The organism is Pseudochelatococcus lubricantis (assembly GCF_011762225.1).
GTDB classification, from domain to species: Bacteria; Pseudomonadota; Alphaproteobacteria; order Rhizobiales; family Beijerinckiaceae; genus Pseudochelatococcus; species Pseudochelatococcus lubricantis.
Window position 1 is genome coordinate 157,311 of record NZ_JAASQI010000001.1, and the last position, 17,014, is coordinate 174,324.

13 protein-coding genes are annotated in these 17,014 nt (G+C 67.3%); 4 read left to right on the forward strand and 9 right to left on the reverse strand.

Annotation, left to right across the window (positions count from 1 at the left end; all coding sequences use genetic code 11):
- Positions 1-99 precede the first annotated feature (99 nt).
- Positions 100-2,421 (reverse strand): NADP-dependent malic enzyme, encoded by a 2,322-nt coding sequence (locus FHS82_RS00650; protein WP_166947683.1) that lies wholly within the window; start codon positions 2,419-2,421, stop codon positions 100-102.
- A gap of 137 nt (positions 2,422-2,558) precedes the next feature.
- Between FHS82_RS00650 and FHS82_RS00655 the strand changes: the two genes are divergently transcribed.
- Entirely contained in the window at positions 2,559-3,188 is a 630-nt protein-coding gene (locus tag FHS82_RS00655) for a CatB-related O-acetyltransferase (RefSeq protein ID WP_166947686.1), read from the forward strand.
- Here FHS82_RS00655 and FHS82_RS00660 read toward each other — a convergent pair.
- The 3 genes from FHS82_RS00660 to aspS form a co-directional block, all read right to left on the reverse strand.
- The gene (locus tag FHS82_RS00660) at positions 3,151-4,233 is read right to left on the reverse strand and encodes an acyltransferase family protein (protein WP_166947689.1); all 1,083 of its coding nucleotides are present in this window, start codon (positions 4,231-4,233) and stop codon (positions 3,151-3,153) included. The genes FHS82_RS00655 and FHS82_RS00660 overlap by 38 nt on opposite strands.
- Positions 4,234-4,359: 126 nt before the next feature.
- Positions 4,360-5,253 carry a glycosyltransferase family 2 protein gene (locus FHS82_RS00665; RefSeq protein WP_166947692.1) on the reverse strand — a complete coding sequence of 298 codons (894 nt, stop codon included), beginning with the start codon at positions 5,251-5,253 and terminating at the stop codon, positions 4,360-4,362.
- A gap of 1 nt (position 5,254) precedes the next feature.
- The gene (gene aspS / locus FHS82_RS00670) at positions 5,255-7,069 is read right to left on the reverse strand and encodes an aspartate--tRNA ligase (RefSeq protein WP_166947694.1); all 1,815 of its coding nucleotides are present in this window, start codon (positions 7,067-7,069) and stop codon (positions 5,255-5,257) included.
- A 189-nt stretch (positions 7,070-7,258) separates the two neighbouring features.
- On the opposite strand from aspS, the gene rnd reads away from it, so the two are divergent.
- The gene (gene rnd / locus FHS82_RS00675; RefSeq protein WP_166947697.1) at positions 7,259-8,404 is read left to right on the forward strand and encodes a ribonuclease D; all 1,146 of its coding nucleotides are present in this window, start codon (positions 7,259-7,261) and stop codon (positions 8,402-8,404) included.
- Between the two features lie 51 nt (positions 8,405-8,455).
- Here rnd and ppx read toward each other — a convergent pair whose 3' ends face one another.
- The 5 genes from ppx to FHS82_RS00700 all read right to left on the reverse strand — a co-directional run bounded on the left by ppx (position 8,456) and on the right by FHS82_RS00700 (position 14,880).
- Positions 8,456-9,994: an exopolyphosphatase gene (gene ppx, locus FHS82_RS00680; RefSeq protein WP_343042490.1), complete on the reverse strand. Its 1,539-nt coding sequence runs from the start codon at positions 9,992-9,994 to the stop codon at positions 8,456-8,458.
- 58 nt (positions 9,995-10,052) lie between these two features.
- Complete coding sequence (locus FHS82_RS00685) at positions 10,053-12,278, reverse strand: RNA degradosome polyphosphate kinase (protein WP_208394019.1); 2,226 nt, start codon at positions 12,276-12,278, stop codon at positions 10,053-10,055.
- A gap of 152 nt (positions 12,279-12,430) precedes the next feature.
- Entirely contained in the window at positions 12,431-13,141 is a 711-nt protein-coding gene (locus FHS82_RS00690; RefSeq protein ID WP_166947701.1) for a P-loop NTPase family protein, read from the reverse strand.
- Positions 13,134-14,243, reverse strand: a complete 1,110-nt coding sequence (locus tag FHS82_RS00695; RefSeq protein ID WP_246224952.1) for an AI-2E family transporter — start codon at positions 14,241-14,243, stop codon at positions 13,134-13,136. Before FHS82_RS00695 ends, FHS82_RS00690 begins: the two co-directional genes overlap by 8 nt.
- 91 nt (positions 14,244-14,334) lie before the next feature.
- Positions 14,335-14,880, reverse strand: a complete 546-nt coding sequence (locus FHS82_RS00700; RefSeq protein WP_166947705.1) for a CDP-alcohol phosphatidyltransferase family protein — start codon at positions 14,878-14,880, stop codon at positions 14,335-14,337.
- A 299-nt stretch (positions 14,881-15,179) separates the two neighbouring features.
- Here FHS82_RS00700 and purM point away from each other — a divergent pair, with 299 nt between their 5' ends.
- Complete coding sequence (purM, locus tag FHS82_RS00705; protein ID WP_166947707.1) at positions 15,180-16,265, forward strand: phosphoribosylformylglycinamidine cyclo-ligase; 1,086 nt, start codon at positions 15,180-15,182, stop codon at positions 16,263-16,265.
- A gap of 5 nt (positions 16,266-16,270) precedes the next feature.
- A complete protein-coding gene (gene purN / locus FHS82_RS00710) occupies positions 16,271-16,954 on the forward strand; it encodes a phosphoribosylglycinamide formyltransferase (RefSeq protein WP_166948853.1) in 684 nt (227 codons plus the stop codon).
- Positions 16,955-17,014 lie beyond the last annotated feature (60 nt).

Sequence of the window (17,014 nt, forward strand, 5' to 3'; positions counted from 1 at the left end):
ATCCCGGAAAAAGATCATGCTCGATCAGAGAGATGGATCGGGATGACGATTCAGCGAAAAGTCATCCCGGCCCGACGGGAGGCGCCTTGCCGGCTCTGCTCAGGCCCGCTGCGGCTGCGCGCCGGCCTGTCGCTGCGTTTCGGTCTGCGCACGTGCCTCGACGACGGCAACCGCCGTCATGTTGACCACGCCGCGCGCCGTGACCGACGGCGTCAGGATGTGTGCGGGCTTTGCCGGGCCCAGAAGAATGGGACCCACCGGCAGCGCGTCCGCCAGTACGCGCGCGAACTGGAAAGCGATGTTCGCGGCGTCGAGCGTCGGCAGGATCAGCACATTGGCCGCGCCCTTGAGGTGCGAGGACGGCAGTGCCCGGTCGCGCACCACCTGCGACAGCGCGGCATCGGCCTGCATTTCGCCGTCGGCCTCAAGATCGGGCGCGCGCTCGCGCAGCAGCGCCAGCGCGGTGCGCATCTTGCGCGCCGAGGCAGTGTCGGCGGAACCGAAGTTGGAATGCGACAACAGGGCGATGCGCGGCTCGATCCCGAACCGGCGCACATGGACGGCACAGGAGACAGCCATATCCGCGATTTCCTGCGCGGTCGGATCAGGGCGAATATGCGTGTCGGCCAGGAAGTAATGGCCCTTCGAGGTGATGACGAGGCTCATCGCGGCGAAGTCGTCGACGCCCGGCGCGACGCCGATGATGTTGCGGATATGCTTGAGGTGGGAGTCGAAGCGGCCCTCCACCCCGCAGATCAGCGCGTCGGCATCACCCCGCAGCAAGGCCACGGCGGCGATCACGGTGGGGTTTGTGCGCATCAGCGTGCGCGCGGCGTCCGGCGTGATGCCCTTGCGGCCAGCAGCCTCCAGATAGGTGGCGACGTAGTCGCGGTAGCGCGGATCGTCTTCCGGATTGATGAGATCGAAGTCGCGTCCCGCCTCGATCGACAGGCCGAAGCGCTTCAGGCGGGCATCCACCACGGCGGGACGGCCGATGAGGATGGGCCGCGCGATGCCATCCTCCACCACCGCCTGCGCCGCCCGCATCACGCGCTCATCCTCGCCTTCGGCGTAGATGACGCGGCCCGGCTCCGAACGCGCCTGACTGAACAGCGGCTTCATGATGAAGCCGGAGCGGAACACGAAACCGTTCAGGGAGTCGGCATAGGCATCGAAATCCGCGATGGGCTTGCGCGCGACGCCCGATTCCATGGCTGCCTTCGCGACAGCGGGCGCGATGCGCAGGATCAGGCGCGGGTCGAACGGGTTCGGAATGAGCGACTCCGGGCCGAAGTTGGGCGTTTCGCCGCCATAGGCGCGCGCCACCACTTCCGAGGGCGCCTCGCGCGCCAGTTCCGCAATTGCCTTGACGGCCGCGGCCTTCATCGCCTCGTTGATGGTCGAAGCCGCGACATCGAGCGCGCCGCGGAAAATGTATGGAAAGCAGAGGACATTGTTGACCTGGTTGGGGTAATCCGAACGCCCCGTGCAGATCATCGCATCGGGCCGCGCCTCGCGCGCCACCTCGGGCAGGATCTCCGGATTGGGGTTGGCGAGCGCGAGGATGAGCGGCTTCTCGCCCATCTTCTTCACCATCTCGGGCTTCAGCACGTTCGCCGCAGAGAGACCAAGGAAGATGTCCGCGCCCTCGATAACCTCGCCAAGGGTCCGCTTGTCGGTGTTCTGGGCATAGATCGCCTTCCAGCGGTCCATCAACGCGGCGCGGCCCTCGTAGACGACGCCCTCGATGTCGGTCACCCAGATGTTCTCGCGCCGCGCGCCGAGCGACACGAGCAGGTTGAGGCAGGCAAGCGCCGCCGCGCCCGCGCCGGAAGCGACGATCCTGACCTTGTCGATCCGCTTGCCTGCCAGCGCCAGCGCGTTGGTGACGGCCGCGCCGACGATGATGGCTGTGCCGTGCTGGTCGTCGTGGAACACCGGGATGTTCATGCGCAGCTTGAGCCGCTCCTCGACCTCGAAGCACTCCGGCGCCTTGATGTCCTCAAGGTTGATGCCGCCGAACGTCGGCTCCAGCGCGGCCACGACATTGACGAGGCGCTCTACGTCGTTTTCCGCCACCTCGATGTCGAACACGTCGATGCCGGCGAATTTCTTGAACAGGACGGCCTTGCCCTCCATCACCGGCTTCGAGGCCAGCGGCCCGATGTTGCCGAGACCGAGCACGGCCGTGCCATTCGACACCACGGCGACGAGGTTCTGGCGGGTGGTGAGGCTGTCGGCCTCCGTCGGGTCTGCCGCGATGGCCTCACAGGCAACGGCGACGCCCGGCGAATAGGCGAGCGCGAGGTCGCGCTGGTTGCCGAGCGGCTTGGTCGGCTTGATCTCGAGCTTTCCCGGCCGGGGGTTGCGGTGATAGAAGAGAGCCCCCGATTTGAGATCTTGCGAGATATTGCCGGTCATTGGCGCGATGTCCCCTGTCTTTGGCGAATGGCTGGTACGAATTTCCGGGTCTGGTGTCCCGCCGTCCGTTTGTCGCGTGTCGGTGCACGTTCGTCAATGCTCTGTCCCGCCTTCGGCTTGCGTTCCAGGAATAGCTGATGTCCCTTTTCAGACGTGTGAAACGCTGGCGCAATCCGCACAACGAAACGCGGCTTTTTCTGGCGCGCGATATTCGCCGTTACGGATTTTCCGTTGGCGCGCATAGCTATGGCCACCCCAAGGTGCGCTTCGCCGACCAGGGGCACAGCCTCGCCATCGGGCGTTTCTGCTCCATCGCCGACAAGGTCGAGATTCTGCTCGGCGGCGGCCATCACCTGCACTGGACGACGACCTACCCGTTTTCCGCCTTCCCGGACCGGTGGCCCGGCAGCGAGACACTGCCGGACTATCGCGCGGGCGGCGGAGACGTTTCGATCGGATCGGACGTGTGGATCGGATCGGGGGCGATGATCATGCCGGGCGTGACCATCGGCCACGGGGCCGTGATCGCGGCACGGGCGGTGGTGACGCGCGATGTACCGCCGTATGCGATCGTGGCGGGCGTGCCGGCGCAGGTCGTCCGGCACAGGTTCCCGCGCGACGTCATCGACGCTCTCCTCGACACGGCCTGGTGGGACCTGCCCGACGCCGCCATCGCCACCCTGCTGCCGCTGCTGCAGAGCGAGCGGACGACGGAACTGATCGATGCCATCAGGCGGCTGCGGACGACCGGCGCGCTGTCAGCATAAGCCGACCCTTGAAGGCAAGCGCAGGCTGCTCGACGAGATACCACGACAGCGCGGCGACGAGCGCCGACAGCACGAGGGCCGGCCCGATCATCGCCCACGCGGCGATCTGCGGAAAGAAGCCGAACAGAACCTGCTGCACCGGCCAGCCATAAAGATAAAGGCCATAGGACAGATCGGCCCGCGGGGGCCTGCGCAGCAGCGGCGGCACGGCGAGCGCGAACCACAGCACGCCGTAAGCCTGCGTCACGAACAGCAACGTCCGGTAGAGCGGCGTGCCGGCAGCAAGCCACATCGCGAACGCCAGCACCGCGAGGAGCAGGAGGCCGAGGCGAACCCGGTCGCGATAGAGGAAGAGCAGGCTTCCTGTCATGAAGATGAGCGGCAGCCGGATCGCCGTCTGCTGGCCCTTGCCCGCCTCGGGATACAGAAAATCGAGCAGGAGACTCGCCGCGGCGAGAGCAATGACGCCGGCGAGAACCAGTGTCCGGCGGCGCAATACGCCGGCCATGCCGATGGCAAGCACGAGAACATAACAGGCGATCTCGTATTTCAACGTCCAGACCGTGCCGAGCGCGAACCGGAACGGGTTGTCCTCGAACACACCCGGCAGCGGCGCGGTGCTTTTCAGCGTCGTCAGCGTCGCCTGCACGAAACGCCACAACATCGGATCGCGGAAGTAGTCGCCGGGCGACAGCTGCGTCAGCAGCGGGCCCATGACGAAAGCGCAGAGCAGAACGGCAGCGACGAGCGCCGGCGCGATGCGCAGTGCGCGCGCCACGACATAGTCGAGCGGCCCGCGCCGCATGAAGCTCATGGTGACGAGAAAGCCGGACACGGCAAAGAAGCCGTTGACAGCATGCTCACCCAGCGAAAAACCAGTCGTGGCATGCAGCGGCTCATCCGCACCGATGCCGGTGCCGACGCTGAAGGCGTGCGAGACGACGACCGCCGCCGCCAGGCAATGGCGGATCAGACTGAAATTGTCGCCGCCGCGCGCCATCGCCGTCTCGATGGTGGCGCCGTACCGATATGAATCTTCCGCCATTCAGGTTCCCGATTGCCGACGACAGCCGGACTGACCCGAACACAAATAGCAGAATCGTTACAAATTGCGAAACCGCGAATGACGTCCCGTTTTCGGCGCCGTTCCGCTCCCGTCGTCTTCCGGCCCTCACCTGCCGGGGGAAGTCGCGCCGCCCGGCTCAAGCCCCTGCCGCGACAGCGCGTTGCGGCCCCGCAGCCACGCCCAGGCGCCGGCCGCCGAACCGCCGTAGCGGACAGCGCGGACACGATCGAGAATGAGCAGCGAGCCCAGTGCTTTGAGGCCGTTGACGAGCGCCATGCCCGGCGCGGGGTCGGGCAGCCCGTATTTGCGGCTGATATAGGCGCGCGACCATGCGAGGTGCCAGCGGGCGTTGAAGGCGCGTGCGAGATCGGGTGCGCTCGAAGCGCCGCGCTGATGCTGCGCCGTGGCCTCATGCACATGGACGAGTGAATGACCGGCATCCGCAAGGCGCCGGCACAGGTCGTCATCCTCGTAGAACAGGAAGATGTTCTCGTCGAACCCGCCGGCATCGAGAAAGGCGGCGCGCCGCACGAGCAGCACGGCGCCCGAGAGGAAAGGGGCGCAGCAATCGCCCTCCGGAAAGCGGCGGATGGCCCTCGGATTAGGAAGATACGGCGACAGCAGCGAGCGGAACTGGAAGAAGAAGCGCCCTTCCCGCTCGACGATGCGCGGCGCGAGCAGGGCCGCATCGGGATAGCGCCCGGCTGCCGCGACGAGCAGCGCCAGCGCGCCGGGACCGAGTACGGCATCGGGATTGACGATCAGCACATGATCGGCCGCCGCCATGCGGATGCCGATGTTATTGGCGCGGCCGTAACCCTCGTTGCGGGGATTGCGGATGACATACGCGCCGTGTGCCTCCGCAACCGCCACGGAATCGTCGCTGCTCGCGTTGTCGACGACAATCGCCCGCGCGCCCTCCCGCCTCAGTGCATCGAGGCAGGCGGGCAACACGCGGGCGCTGTTGAAGCTGACGACGACCGCGTCGACCGGCTCCATCTCAGGCCGGCTTTTCCGGCAGGTTCAGGCGGATATGCAGTTCGCGAAGCTGCTTCGCCGTCACTTCGGAGGGCGCGCCCATCAGGATGTCCTCGGCGCGCTGGTTCATCGGGAACAGCACGACCTCGCGGATGTTGGGCTCATCGCACAGCAGCATGACGATGCGGTCGATGCCGGGCGCAATGCCGCCGTGCGGCGGGGCGCCGTAGCTCAGGGCGCGCAGCATGCCGCCGAACTTCGCCTCCAGCACGTCCTCGCCGTAACCGGCGATGGCGAAAGCCTTGCGCATGATATCCGGGCGATGGTTCCGGATCGCGCCCGACGACAGCTCGATGCCGTTGCAGACGATGTCGTACTGGAAGGCAGTGATGTCGAGGATCGTCTTCTCGTCGGCGGGATCGAGCGCGAGGAAGGCGTCGTGGTCGAAGTTCGGCATGGAGAACGGGTTGTGCGAGAAGTCGATGCGCTTCTCCTCCTCGTTCCACTCGTACATCGGAAAATCGGTGATCCAGCAGAGGTCGAAGCGGTCCTTCGCGGAAAGATCGAGTTCGTCGCCGATCCGCAGGCGCGCCGCGCCGGCGAGCTTCGCCGCCTTCAGCACCTCGCCGGCCGAGAAAAAGACAGCGTCGCCCGCGCCGACGCCAGCTTTCGCCGCAATGGCGGCCTGCACGTCGGCCGGGATGAACTTGGCGATGGGGCCCTTGCCGACGAGCGCGCCACCCTCGTCCTCGAACACGATGTAGCCGAGCCCCGGCGCGCCTTCGCCGCGTGCCCAGTCGTTCAGCTTGTCGAAGAACGAGCGCGGCTGGCTCGCGGCGCCAGGGGCGGGAATGGCGCGCACGACGCCGCCCGACTCGATCACGCCGCGGAACGCCTTGAAGGTGACGCCCTCGGCGAGGAATTCCTGCGAGACGTCAGCGATGACGAGCGGGTTGCGCAGGTCGGGCTTGTCGGAGCCGTACTTCAGCAGCGCCTCGGCGTACGGAATGCGCGGGAAGGTCTGCGTGACCTGCCTGCCGTCGGCGAATTCATCGAACACGCCGCGCAGCACCGGCTCCACGGCCTGGAACACGTCTTCCTGCGTGACGAAGCTCATCTCGATATCGAGCTGGTAGAACTCGCCCGGCGAGCGGTCGGCGCGGGCGTCTTCATCGCGGAAGCAGGGCGCGACCTGGAAATAGCGGTCAAAGCCCGCGACCATGAGGAGCTGCTTGAACTGCTGCGGCGCCTGCGGCAGCGCATAGAACTTGCCCGGATGCAGGCGGCTCGGCACCAGAAAGTCACGCGCGCCCTCGGGCGAGGACGCGGTGAGGATCGGCGTCTGGAACTCGAAGAAGCCCTGCTCGCGCATGCGGCGGCGCAGCGAATCGATCACCTGCCCGCGGCGGATGATGTTGCGGTGCAGCTTGTCGCGGCGCAGATCGAGAAAGCGGTACTTGAGGCGCGTCTCTTCCGGATAGACCTGATCGCCGAACACCTGCAGCGGCAGCTCCGCCGCCGGGCCGAGCACTTCGAGGCCCGTGATGTAGATCTCGACCCGGCCCGTGGAAAGATCGTCGTTTTCGGTGCCCTCGGGGCGGTGGCGTACCTTGCCGTCGATCCTCACCACCCATTCCGAGCGCACCTGCGACACGGCCTCGAAGGCCGGCGAATCGGAGTCGGCGACGCATTGCGTGAGGCCGTAGTGGTCGCGCAGGTCGATGAACAGCACGCCGCCATGGTCGCGGATGCGGTGGCACCAGCCTGACAGACGCACTTCGGCGCCGATATCGGATTCGCGCAGAGCGCCGCATGTGTGGGAACGATAGCGATGCATGACGGAACAAGCCACAGTAGATGACGGGAAAAGAACACCGACGCGCCCGGTCGACGCGACAGACCGGCGGGAGAAGTCCACGACGGGCACCGCTTGTCAAGCATCGTGCCGAAAAAGACGCCGGATTGGCCGCTAAATCGCCGCGACCCCCGCGACAAGCGCCGGCCGCTCCGCTATAGCGGGACCATTATGGATCTGATTTCGACAACAGACACGCTGGCGGCGGCCTGCGCGCGCCTCGCACGGCATCCGTTCGTGACCGTGGATACCGAATTCCTGCGGGAGACGACCTTTTTCGCGCGGCTCTGCCTCATCCAGATGGCGGGCCCCGACGAGGCGGTGCTTGTCGATCCGCTCGCCCCCGATATCGACCTTGCCCCCTTCTTCGCGCTGATGACGAACGAGGCGGTGGTCAAGGTGTTCCATTCGGCGCGACAGGATGTGGAGATCATCTGGCAGCGCGGCCACGTCATTCCCGCGCCGCTGTTCGACACGCAGGTCGCGGCCATGGTCTGCGGCTATGGCGATTCGGTGTCCTACGAACAGCTCACCAACGATCTCGCGCACCAGCGCATCGACAAGTCGTCCCGCTTCACGGACTGGTCGCAGCGGCCGCTCGACAACCAGCAGTTGCTCTATGCGGAATCGGACGTCACGCATCTGCGCACCATTTACGGCGCGCTGTCCGACGATCTCGCGCGCAGCGGGCGCCTCGGCTGGCTGGATGAGGAAATGGCAATCCTCACCTCGCCGGACACCTACGAGCTGAAGCCGGAGGATGCGTGGCAGAGGCTGCGCGGGCGCGTCCGGAAGTCACGCGAGGTCGCCGTGCTGATCGAAGTCGCGGGGTGGCGGGAAAACGAGGCGCGCACGCGCGACGTGCCGCGCTCACGGGTGATGAAGGACGACGGCCTTGCCGACATCGCCGTCCATGCCCCGCGCTCCGCGGAGGCGCTGGGCCGCCTGCGCTCGATCCCCAACGGTTTCGAGCGTTCACGCGCCGGCACAGAGATCCTCGCGGCGGTGGAGCGCGGCCTGGCGCGCGATCCAGCCACGTTGCCGCAGCTCGAACGGCCGCGGGGGCGCAATGGCGGCGGCGCGGTGCTGGAGCTGCTGAAAGTGCTGCTGAAGAGCGTCGCCGAGACGGCGCGCGTGGCGCCCAAGATCCTCGCTACCGTCGACGATCTCGAAGCCATCGTCGCCGATGACGATGCCGACGTGCCCGCGCTGCAGGGCTGGCGGCGCGGGTTGTTCGGCGAACAGGCGCTGAAGCTCAAGCACGGCAGGCTCGCCATCGCCGTGGAGGGCAACAGGGTGATCCTGATAGAGCGGTGATGCCGGACTTTTTCGAGGGCCGGGCGGTCGGCAGAGCGCCCGGCACCTTCCTTATGCCGCCCCGCCGCCGGGGTTCGGCACGGTGACCACGGCGGGATCGCGCCCGACGATGCGCGCGAGCTGACGCAGGCGGTTGACCAGCCGTTCGTTCGCCACCGGTTCGAGATCGCCCGGCAGCGACAGCGCCAGCCGCGCCCCGCTGCCGACGAGCGGCGTGCGCGGCAGCACGCCCGGCATCGCCGCCGAAACGAGATAGGCCACCCGCAGCATGCCGCCGAGAATGCGGGCGCGGTTCAGCATCCGCGGCGAAACGAGTTCGCGCATGCGGGAACTCGCGCCGTCCAGCGACAGGCCCTCATGGCGGAAGAACACCGACAGCGCGATGAAGGCGCGGCCGGGGTGGTCGACGCCCGTCAGGCCCGCATGCGCAATCAGGCTGAGGCTCTGCTCGCCGCGGTAATCGGGATGCGTGCGCCAGGCCAGATCGGACAGCAGGCACACGGCCTCGCGCTGGCGGCGCTCGTCTTCCGTCTCGTCGAGGTGCAGCGACGCGGACAGGCGCGCCGTCCAGGCAATGAGATCGGTCGCGTGGCCGGGCGAGCGGGACATCAGCCGGTTGAGTTCGCCCGCGCCGGCCAGCAGCGGATCGGTGCGGCGCTCCTCCTCGTTGAGCAGCTCGTAAAGAAGCCCCTCGCGCACGCCCTGCGCCGACATCACGACGGCCTCGGGCCGGCCCCTGCGGATGATCTCGTCGAGCAGCAGCGCGCCATAGCCCAACAGGGGGCGGCGGGCTTCGGAAACGGACTCGATCGACTCCAGCATATCCGTGTCGGCGCGCTCGACGAGCTTGGTGAACTCGACCGCGTCGCGGGCCGGAATGGAATAGCCGTGCATCACGTGCAGCGGATAAGCCTTCTGCGCCATGTGCAGCGCGGCGAGCGCGCGCCAGGTGCCGCCCACGGCATAGAAATTGCGGCCGCGCAGGGCATCGAGCGGGGCTGCGTCCGCGAGCGCATCGCGGATCACCCGGACCGCCCGCTTCAGCGAGCCGCCGGTCACGTCCTGCAGCGCGAGGCCGCCGAGCTTGGTGGTGATGCCCTGCGCCACGGTGTTGCCGATGACATCGATAAGTTCGAGGCTGCCGCCGCCAAGGTCGCCGACGACACCGTCCGCGTGATGGAAACCGGAGAGGATGCCATAGGCGGACAGTTGCGCCTCGCGCCGGCCGGACAGCAGCTCGATCTTGTAACCGAGAATGCGCTCGGCCTCGGCGATGAAATCGGGACCGTTGGCGGCATCCCGCGCCGCGGCGGTGGCGAGCACATGCACGCGCTCGACCTTGATGGCGTCGCAGAGAATGCGAAAGCGGGCGAGCGCCTTGAGCGCCCTCTCGACCGCATCCTCCGGCAACCGTCCGGTGGAGACGACGGAGCGCCCCAGCCCGCAGAGCACCTTCTCATTGAAGAGCTGGGCGGGCGAGCGGCTCAGCTCCTCATAGACCACGAGGCGGATGGAGTTCGATCCGATATCGATAATAGCAATGGGCGAGCCGTTGCCGGCCCGCCCCAGATATTGCGGCTGTTCTACGATGCGTGCCCCCTGATCGGCGGCGCCATGCGCCCGGAAACCCTGGTCGGGCGGCACACGATCAGCCGACGGGCCCCTTGGCGAGGCTCCGGGGGCGTGAATTTCTGAGAGACTTTCCACGGCCAGACAAACTCGGGTTGGTCATAAAGTAAGCATGGGCGTTGAACGGCTCCTCACCCTCGGCAGGCGTGATGCGCGTGCTCGTCCCATCCGGCAGGATCGTCCAGCTCTGCTCGTTATCGAGCAGATTGGCAAGCAGAATCTGGTCAAGAACCTGTTGATGAACTGTGGGGTTCGAGATCGGGCACATCGCTTCCACGCGCCGGTCCAGATTGCGCTGCATCAGGTCCGCAGAGGAAATATACAGATGTGCCTGCGGGTTAGGCAGTTCCTGGCCGTTGCCGAAGGCGTAGATCCGGCTATGTTCGAGGAAGCGGCCGACGATCGACTTGACCCGGATATTTTCCGACAGGCCGGGAATGCCGGGGCGCAGGCAGCAGATGCCGCGCACGACGAGATCGATCTGCACGCCGGCCCGACTCGCCTCGTAAAGCCCGTCGATGATGTCCGTGTCGACGAGCGAGTTGCACTTCATCCACACCGAGCCGGGACGGCCGGCCTTCACGTGCTCGATCTCCTCCTGCAGGTGCTGGAGGAGGCGCGGCTTGATGGTGAGCGGCGACACGGCCATGCGCTCCAGCTCCGCCGGTTCCGCATAACCGGTGATGAAGTTGAAGATGCGGCTGACGTCGCGCGCGATCGCCGGATCGGCCGTGAAGAACGACAGGTCGGTGTAGATGCGCGCCGTGATCGGGTGGTAGTTGCCGGTGCCGACGTGGCAGTAGGTGACGAGCTGGCCGCCCTCGCGACGCACCACCGACGACAGCTTGGCGTGGGTCTTCAGCTCGATGAAGCCGAACACCACCTGCGCGCCGGCCCGCTCCAGATCGCGCGCCCAGCGGATATTTGCTTCCTCGTCGAAGCGCGCCTTCAGCTCGACCAGCGCCGTCACCGACTTGCCGGCCTCGGCCGCCTCCGCCAACGCCTTGACGATGGGCGAGTCGGAAGAGGTGCGGTAGAGCGTCTGCTTGATGGCGACGACGTCGGGGTCGCGCGCCGCCTGCTGCAGGAACTGCACCACCACGTCGAAGGATTCATAGGGGTGGTGGACGATCAGATCCTTCTCGCGGATCGCGGCGAAGCAGTCGCCCGCGTGCTCGCGGATGCGCTCCGGATAGCGCGGATTGTAGGGCGTGAACTTGAGGTCGGGCCGGTCGAGGCCGACGAGCTGCGACAGCTCGTTGAGCGCCAGCATGCCGGTGGAGACGAAGATTTCGTCCGGCAGGACATTCAGCTCCTTGGCGACGAAGTCGCGCAGGTTCTCGGGCATTGCGCCCTCAAGCTCCAGCCGGATGACGACGCCGCGCCGGCGCTGCTTCAGCGCGCTCTCGAACACGCGCACCAGATCCTCCGCCTCTTCCTCGATCTCAAGGTCCGAGTCGCGGACGATGCGGAAGCTGCCCTGGCCCTGCACCGAATAGCCCGGGAACAGGCGGTTGATGAACAGCACCAGCACCTGCTCCAGCACGATGAAGCGCGAGGCGCCCGTCTCGGCAAAGTCAGGCAGCTTGATGAAGCGCTGCACCTTGTTGGGAATGCGGATCAGGGCGTTGAGCGACTTGTTGTCGCTCTGGCGGTGCAGCGCGAGCGCCAGCGAGAAGCCGAGGTTGGGAATGAACGGGAAGGGATGCGCCGGGTCGATGGCGAGCGGCGTCACCACCGGGAAGACGTAGTGCAGGAAGTAGTCGTCGAGCCAGTTCAGCTCGGCGCGGGTCAGCTCGTCCGGGTTGATGAGCACGATGCCGTTCTCGACCAGCTCCTCGCGCAGCTCAAGCCAACGCTTCTGCTGATCGCTGGCGAGCTTCGTCACGCCGGCGCCGATGCGGGCGAGCTGTTCGGCCGGCGTCAGGCCGTCCTGCGAGACAACGGACACGCCCGAGCGGAGCTGGCCGCGCACGCCCGCCACGCGGACCATGAAGAACTCGTCGAGGTTGCTGGCGGAAATCGACAGGAAGCGAAGCTGTTCCAGCAGCGGGTGGTTGCGGTTGGAGGCCTCCTCCAGCACCCGCCGGTTGAACTGCAGCCACGACAGCTCCCGGTTGACCAGCCGCTCGGGGGAATGAAGCAGGGCGTCGCCCGCAGGGAAATCCTCCGCCGGGGCGCTCACCTCCGCGGGAACACCGGCATCCTCGTCTACCACGTTCAGAACCGTTTCGACATCCGTCATGGTGAACCTCCACATTCGACCCGGGCCGCGTGCGATCATCGCCCGCCGTTATCCTATTCAAGCCGCGTTGTCGCAATCTTCTGCGACAATTCCACGACGAAAAACCATGAAACCCCAATATCATGAAACCCCGATATGAAGCGCGACGGACTCTATGCGTCGTCCGCGCCCGATCGCACGGCCAGCCGGTCCAGTACGGCGAGCGCGAAAGGGCGGGTGATGCGCCGGCGGTCGCTCAGCGCCTCGCGGTCCAGCACCTCGACGAGTTCCCGCGCCGCCGCGAGCGAGCGTTCCATCCGCCGCCCCAGCGCCTCGACGACGCCGGCATCGACGACGAGCTGCCGGTCGACGAAGAGCTTCACCAGGACGGCCCGCAACAGGGCGTCGTCCGGCGGATCGATGGCGACGGCGGGCGACAGCCGCAGGCGCGACAGGAGATCGGGCGTGGCGAGTCCCCACATTCCGGGCTGCGCGCGCGCCGTGATCAGCATCGACGCGCCGTTGCGGCGCACCGCATTGAGCAGGTGGAACAGCGCGTGTTCGTCGCGCGGCGGCCGGTCCGCATCCTCGATGACGAGCGCCTCGCACAGGGCCAGCTCCTCCACGCCCTGCGCGGTGACCTCGGCAGCCGACACGATGCGCGCGCCCGCGCGCCGCGCCCAGATCGCCGCGAGATGCGTCTTGCCCGATCCCGCCGGGCCGACGAGCCGCAGCAGCCTGTCCGGCCACGCCGGCCAGCTCTCGATCATGGTGAACGCCTGCGCGTTGGCGGGGCTGACGAGAAAATCCGCCGCCTCCAGACGCGGCTCCACGGGCAGGTCGAGCGGCAGTTGCCTCGGCGCTTGCGGCCGCTCTTCAGACATCGACGTGAATCCGGGCCCTCGGCTCACGGTCCGCCCCGGTATAGAGCGGGCTCGCCAGATAAAGCTGCAGTGCGAAGCGCGTCAGCACGCCGATGGCGGCCGCGATGGGTACCGCGAGCAGCAGGCCGACGAAACCGAACAGCGAGCCGAAGGCCACCAGCGCGAACATCAGCCAGACCGGATGCAGCCCCACCGCATCCCCCACGAGCTTGGGCGACAGGATGTTGCCTTCCACGAACTGCCCGAACAGGAAGATGCCGACGGTGACGGCGATCATCGTCCAGTCCGGCCAGAACTGCACCAGCGCCACGCCCACCGACAGCACGAAACCGGTGAACGAGCCCACGTACGGAATGAAGGTGAGCGCGCCGCTGACGAGGCCGATCAGCAGGCCGAAGTTCAGGCCGACCGACGTCAGCGCGATGGCGTAGAACGAGCCGAGGATGAAGCACACCAGCGCCTGCCCCCGGATGAAGCCGGCGATGGCGCCGTTCATGTCCTGCGCCAGCGTCCTGATGGTGTCGGCGTGGCGGCGCGGCAGCCAGCTATCGATCGTTTCGACCATCCGCCCCCAGTCCACCAGCAGGTAGAAGGCGACGACGGGCGTCACCACCAGCAGGGCGAGCACACTGATCACCGCCTGCCCGCCCGACCAGAGGGAGGTCGCGAACGTGCCGAGCCACCGCGCCGCCTGCCCCACGATATCCGTGAGCGAACGCTCCACGGTGGCCAACGCCTCCGGCCCGCCGAGATGTTCGATCAGCGGGCCGCCGTATTCCGTCGCCCACTGTTGCAGGTTCCTGGCGTTCGCCGGCAGGTTTTCGAGCAGCACCCCGAGCTGGTTGACCACCACCGGCAGCAGCAGCACCAGCGTGAGAATGAAGGCCAGCACGAACAACAGCAGAATCAGCAGCGATGCCGTGAGGCGCCCCATGCCGATCCGCTCAAGCCGCGTCGCCACCGGGTCGAGAATGTAGGCGAGCGCCAGCCCCGCGACGAACGGCAGCAGGATGCCCCGCAGCAGGTAAACCCCGACAAGCAACGCCGCCAGCGCCACGATCCAGAAGCGCATCTGACGCTCGACAGGAGAGAAATCACTCATCCGCCAGTCCATTTTCTGCCAGCCCCCGGTTTGGGCGCAACCGCCTTTCCGCGCAGGATACCGCGCATGCACTCCATCTAACACCGATTATTCATTCGGCCATATGACGAAGCCACAGCGTGAGATAGGCACCCGCGGAAAGCAGCGTCAAGCCGACGACCGAAGCCATGCCCGCGTTGAACAGCCACGGCGCGGCGACCGCCGGCCCGGCGCCGGCGAGGCCGAGGCTCCCCAGCGTCAACGCGGCGAAGCCGATCTGCGCCGCCGTGTTCAGCTTGCTGACGAGGAGCGGGCGGATCGCCACGGGCCGCGTCATCAGCCATGAGATGGCAATGGCCATCAGGATCAGCACATCGCGCGAGACGACGAGGATCGCCAGCCAGCCCGGCAGCACGCCGACGACGGAGAGCGCCACGTAAATCGACACCAGCAGCGCCTTGTCGGCGAAGGCGTCGAGATAGGCGCCCAGTTCGCTGCGCATGTCGAAGCGGCGTGCGATATAGCCGTCCACCCCGTCGGAGAGGCCCGCCACGACGAACATTACGAAGGCGGCAAGCCACGCCTGCGCGCCGATCGACGCCACGATGACTGGCACCAGCAACAGCCGCAGGATCGTGATCAGGTTGGGGATCGTCATGGAACCGCGTTCATCCTCCGGCGCCCGGTCGGCGTGGGGTCCGCAGGCCGCGGGAGGCTCGCCGTTCTGCGCATTTTTTCCAGCTATACCAAATCCCGCCCGCCCGACAAGCCACGGCGCGGCGGCGGTCCTAAAGGCTTCCTCGCCATCCGTGGCGGCCTGTCTATATAATGACTGGCGCGGCGGGCGCGGTTCACCGAAAAATCGGTATTCCGCGGCCGTGCGTCCGCCTTCGCACTTGCCTTCGGGCGTCCGCCGTCGTAGGTGCCAGATGGAATTGTTCACAGGAACCGCAAGCGATGTCGCAAAACGGACATGACGGATCGATCAGGAACGGGCTGACGTATGCCGAGGCCGGGGTCGACATCGACGCCGGCAACGCCATGGTGGAAGCGATCAAGCCGCTCGTGCGCGCGACCCGCCGCCCCGGCGCGGATGGCACGATCGGCGGCTTCGGCGGCCTGTTCGACCTCAAGGCCGCCGGCTACGTCGATCCCATTCTGGTCGCAGCGAACGACGGCGTGGGCACCAAGGTCAAGATCGCCATCGAGACGGGCCATCACGAGACGATCGGCATCGACCTCGTCGCGATGTGCGTCAACGATCTCGTGGTGCAGGGCGCCGAGCCGCTGTTCTTCCTCGACTATTATGCCACCGGCAAGCTCGACCCGCGCGAGGGCGCGCTCGTCGTGCAGGGCATCGTCGACGGCTGCCGGCAGGCGGGCTGCGCGCTGCTCGGCGGCGAGACGGCGGAGATGCCCGGCCTCTACGGCAACGGCGACTACGACCTCGCCGGCTTTGCCGTGGGCGCGGCGGAGCGCGGCCGGCTGCTGCCGCGCGCGGACATCCGGCCGGGCGACGCCCTTCTCGGCCTGCCGTCGTCCGGCGTTCATTCCAACGGCTTCTCGCTCGTGCGCAAGATCGTTGCCGCCGCAGGGCTGGACTGGAACGCCACCGCCCCCTTCGCCCCCGAAAAGCGTCTCGGGATCGCGCTGCTGGAGCCGACGCGCATCTACGTGCGCCAGCTGCTCGGCGCCCTTCGGCGCACGGACGCCATCAAGGGCCTCGCCCACATCACCGGCGGCGGCTTCATCGACAATATTCCGCGCATACTCCCCGAGGGCACCGCGGCGCGTCTCGACCTCGCTGCCATCCTGCCGCTGCCGGTGTTCGGCTGGCTCGCGCGCGTCGGCGGCGTGGACGCAGGGGAGATGCTGCGCACCTTCAACTGCGGCATAGGCATGGTCGTCGTCGTGGAGGCCGGACAGGTCGAGACCGTGACGGACGCGCTGATCGCGGAAGGCGAAACACCGGTGCTGATCGGCGACGTCATCGCGGCGGGCGACGGTCCGCGCGTCGTCACCACCGGCGAGTTGCGGCTGTGACCGGAATGACGGCGGGCGGAAAACGGCGGCGCACGGCGGCGCTGATCTCCGGGCGCGGTTCCAACATGGCCGCGTTGCTGGCGGCGGCCGCTGCCACCGATTTTCCCGCCGAGATCGTCCTCGTCGCCGCCAACCGGCCGGAGGCGGCGGGCCTCGCCACTGCCCGCGATGCCGGAATCGCCACGGAAAGCATCGATCACAAGCCTTTCGGCCGCGACCGTGAGGCATTCGAGCGCGCGCTCGACGCGCGGCTCAATGCACACGGCATCGAACTCATCTGCCTCGCCGGCTTCATGCGCATTCTCACGCCGTGGTTCGTGCAGCGGTGGCTCGGGCGGCTCATCAACATCCACCCCTCGCTGCTGCCTTCCTTCCCGGGCACGCAGACCCACGAGCGCGCACTGGCGGCGGGCGTCAGGCTGCACGGCTGCACGGTGCATTTCGTCGAGCCCGAAGTCGACGCCGGCCCGATCATTGCGCAGACCGCCGTGCCCGTCCTGCCCGGCGATACGCCGGACATCCTGTCGGCGCGCGTGCTGGCGCAGGAGCACCTGCTCTATCCGCACGCCCTCGCCCTCGTCGCAGGCGGCGCGGTGCGCTTCGTGCCCGGCGCCCCGTCGGGTCGGGTGGAGACGGACCCCACCGCCGACAGAACTCCTCCCACACTCTCGCTCAGCGTTCCCGCCTGATCGAAAAATGCCCGCCGGCCCGGCCGCCGGGAAGCGGGGAAGGACATCGCCCTCCCCGCA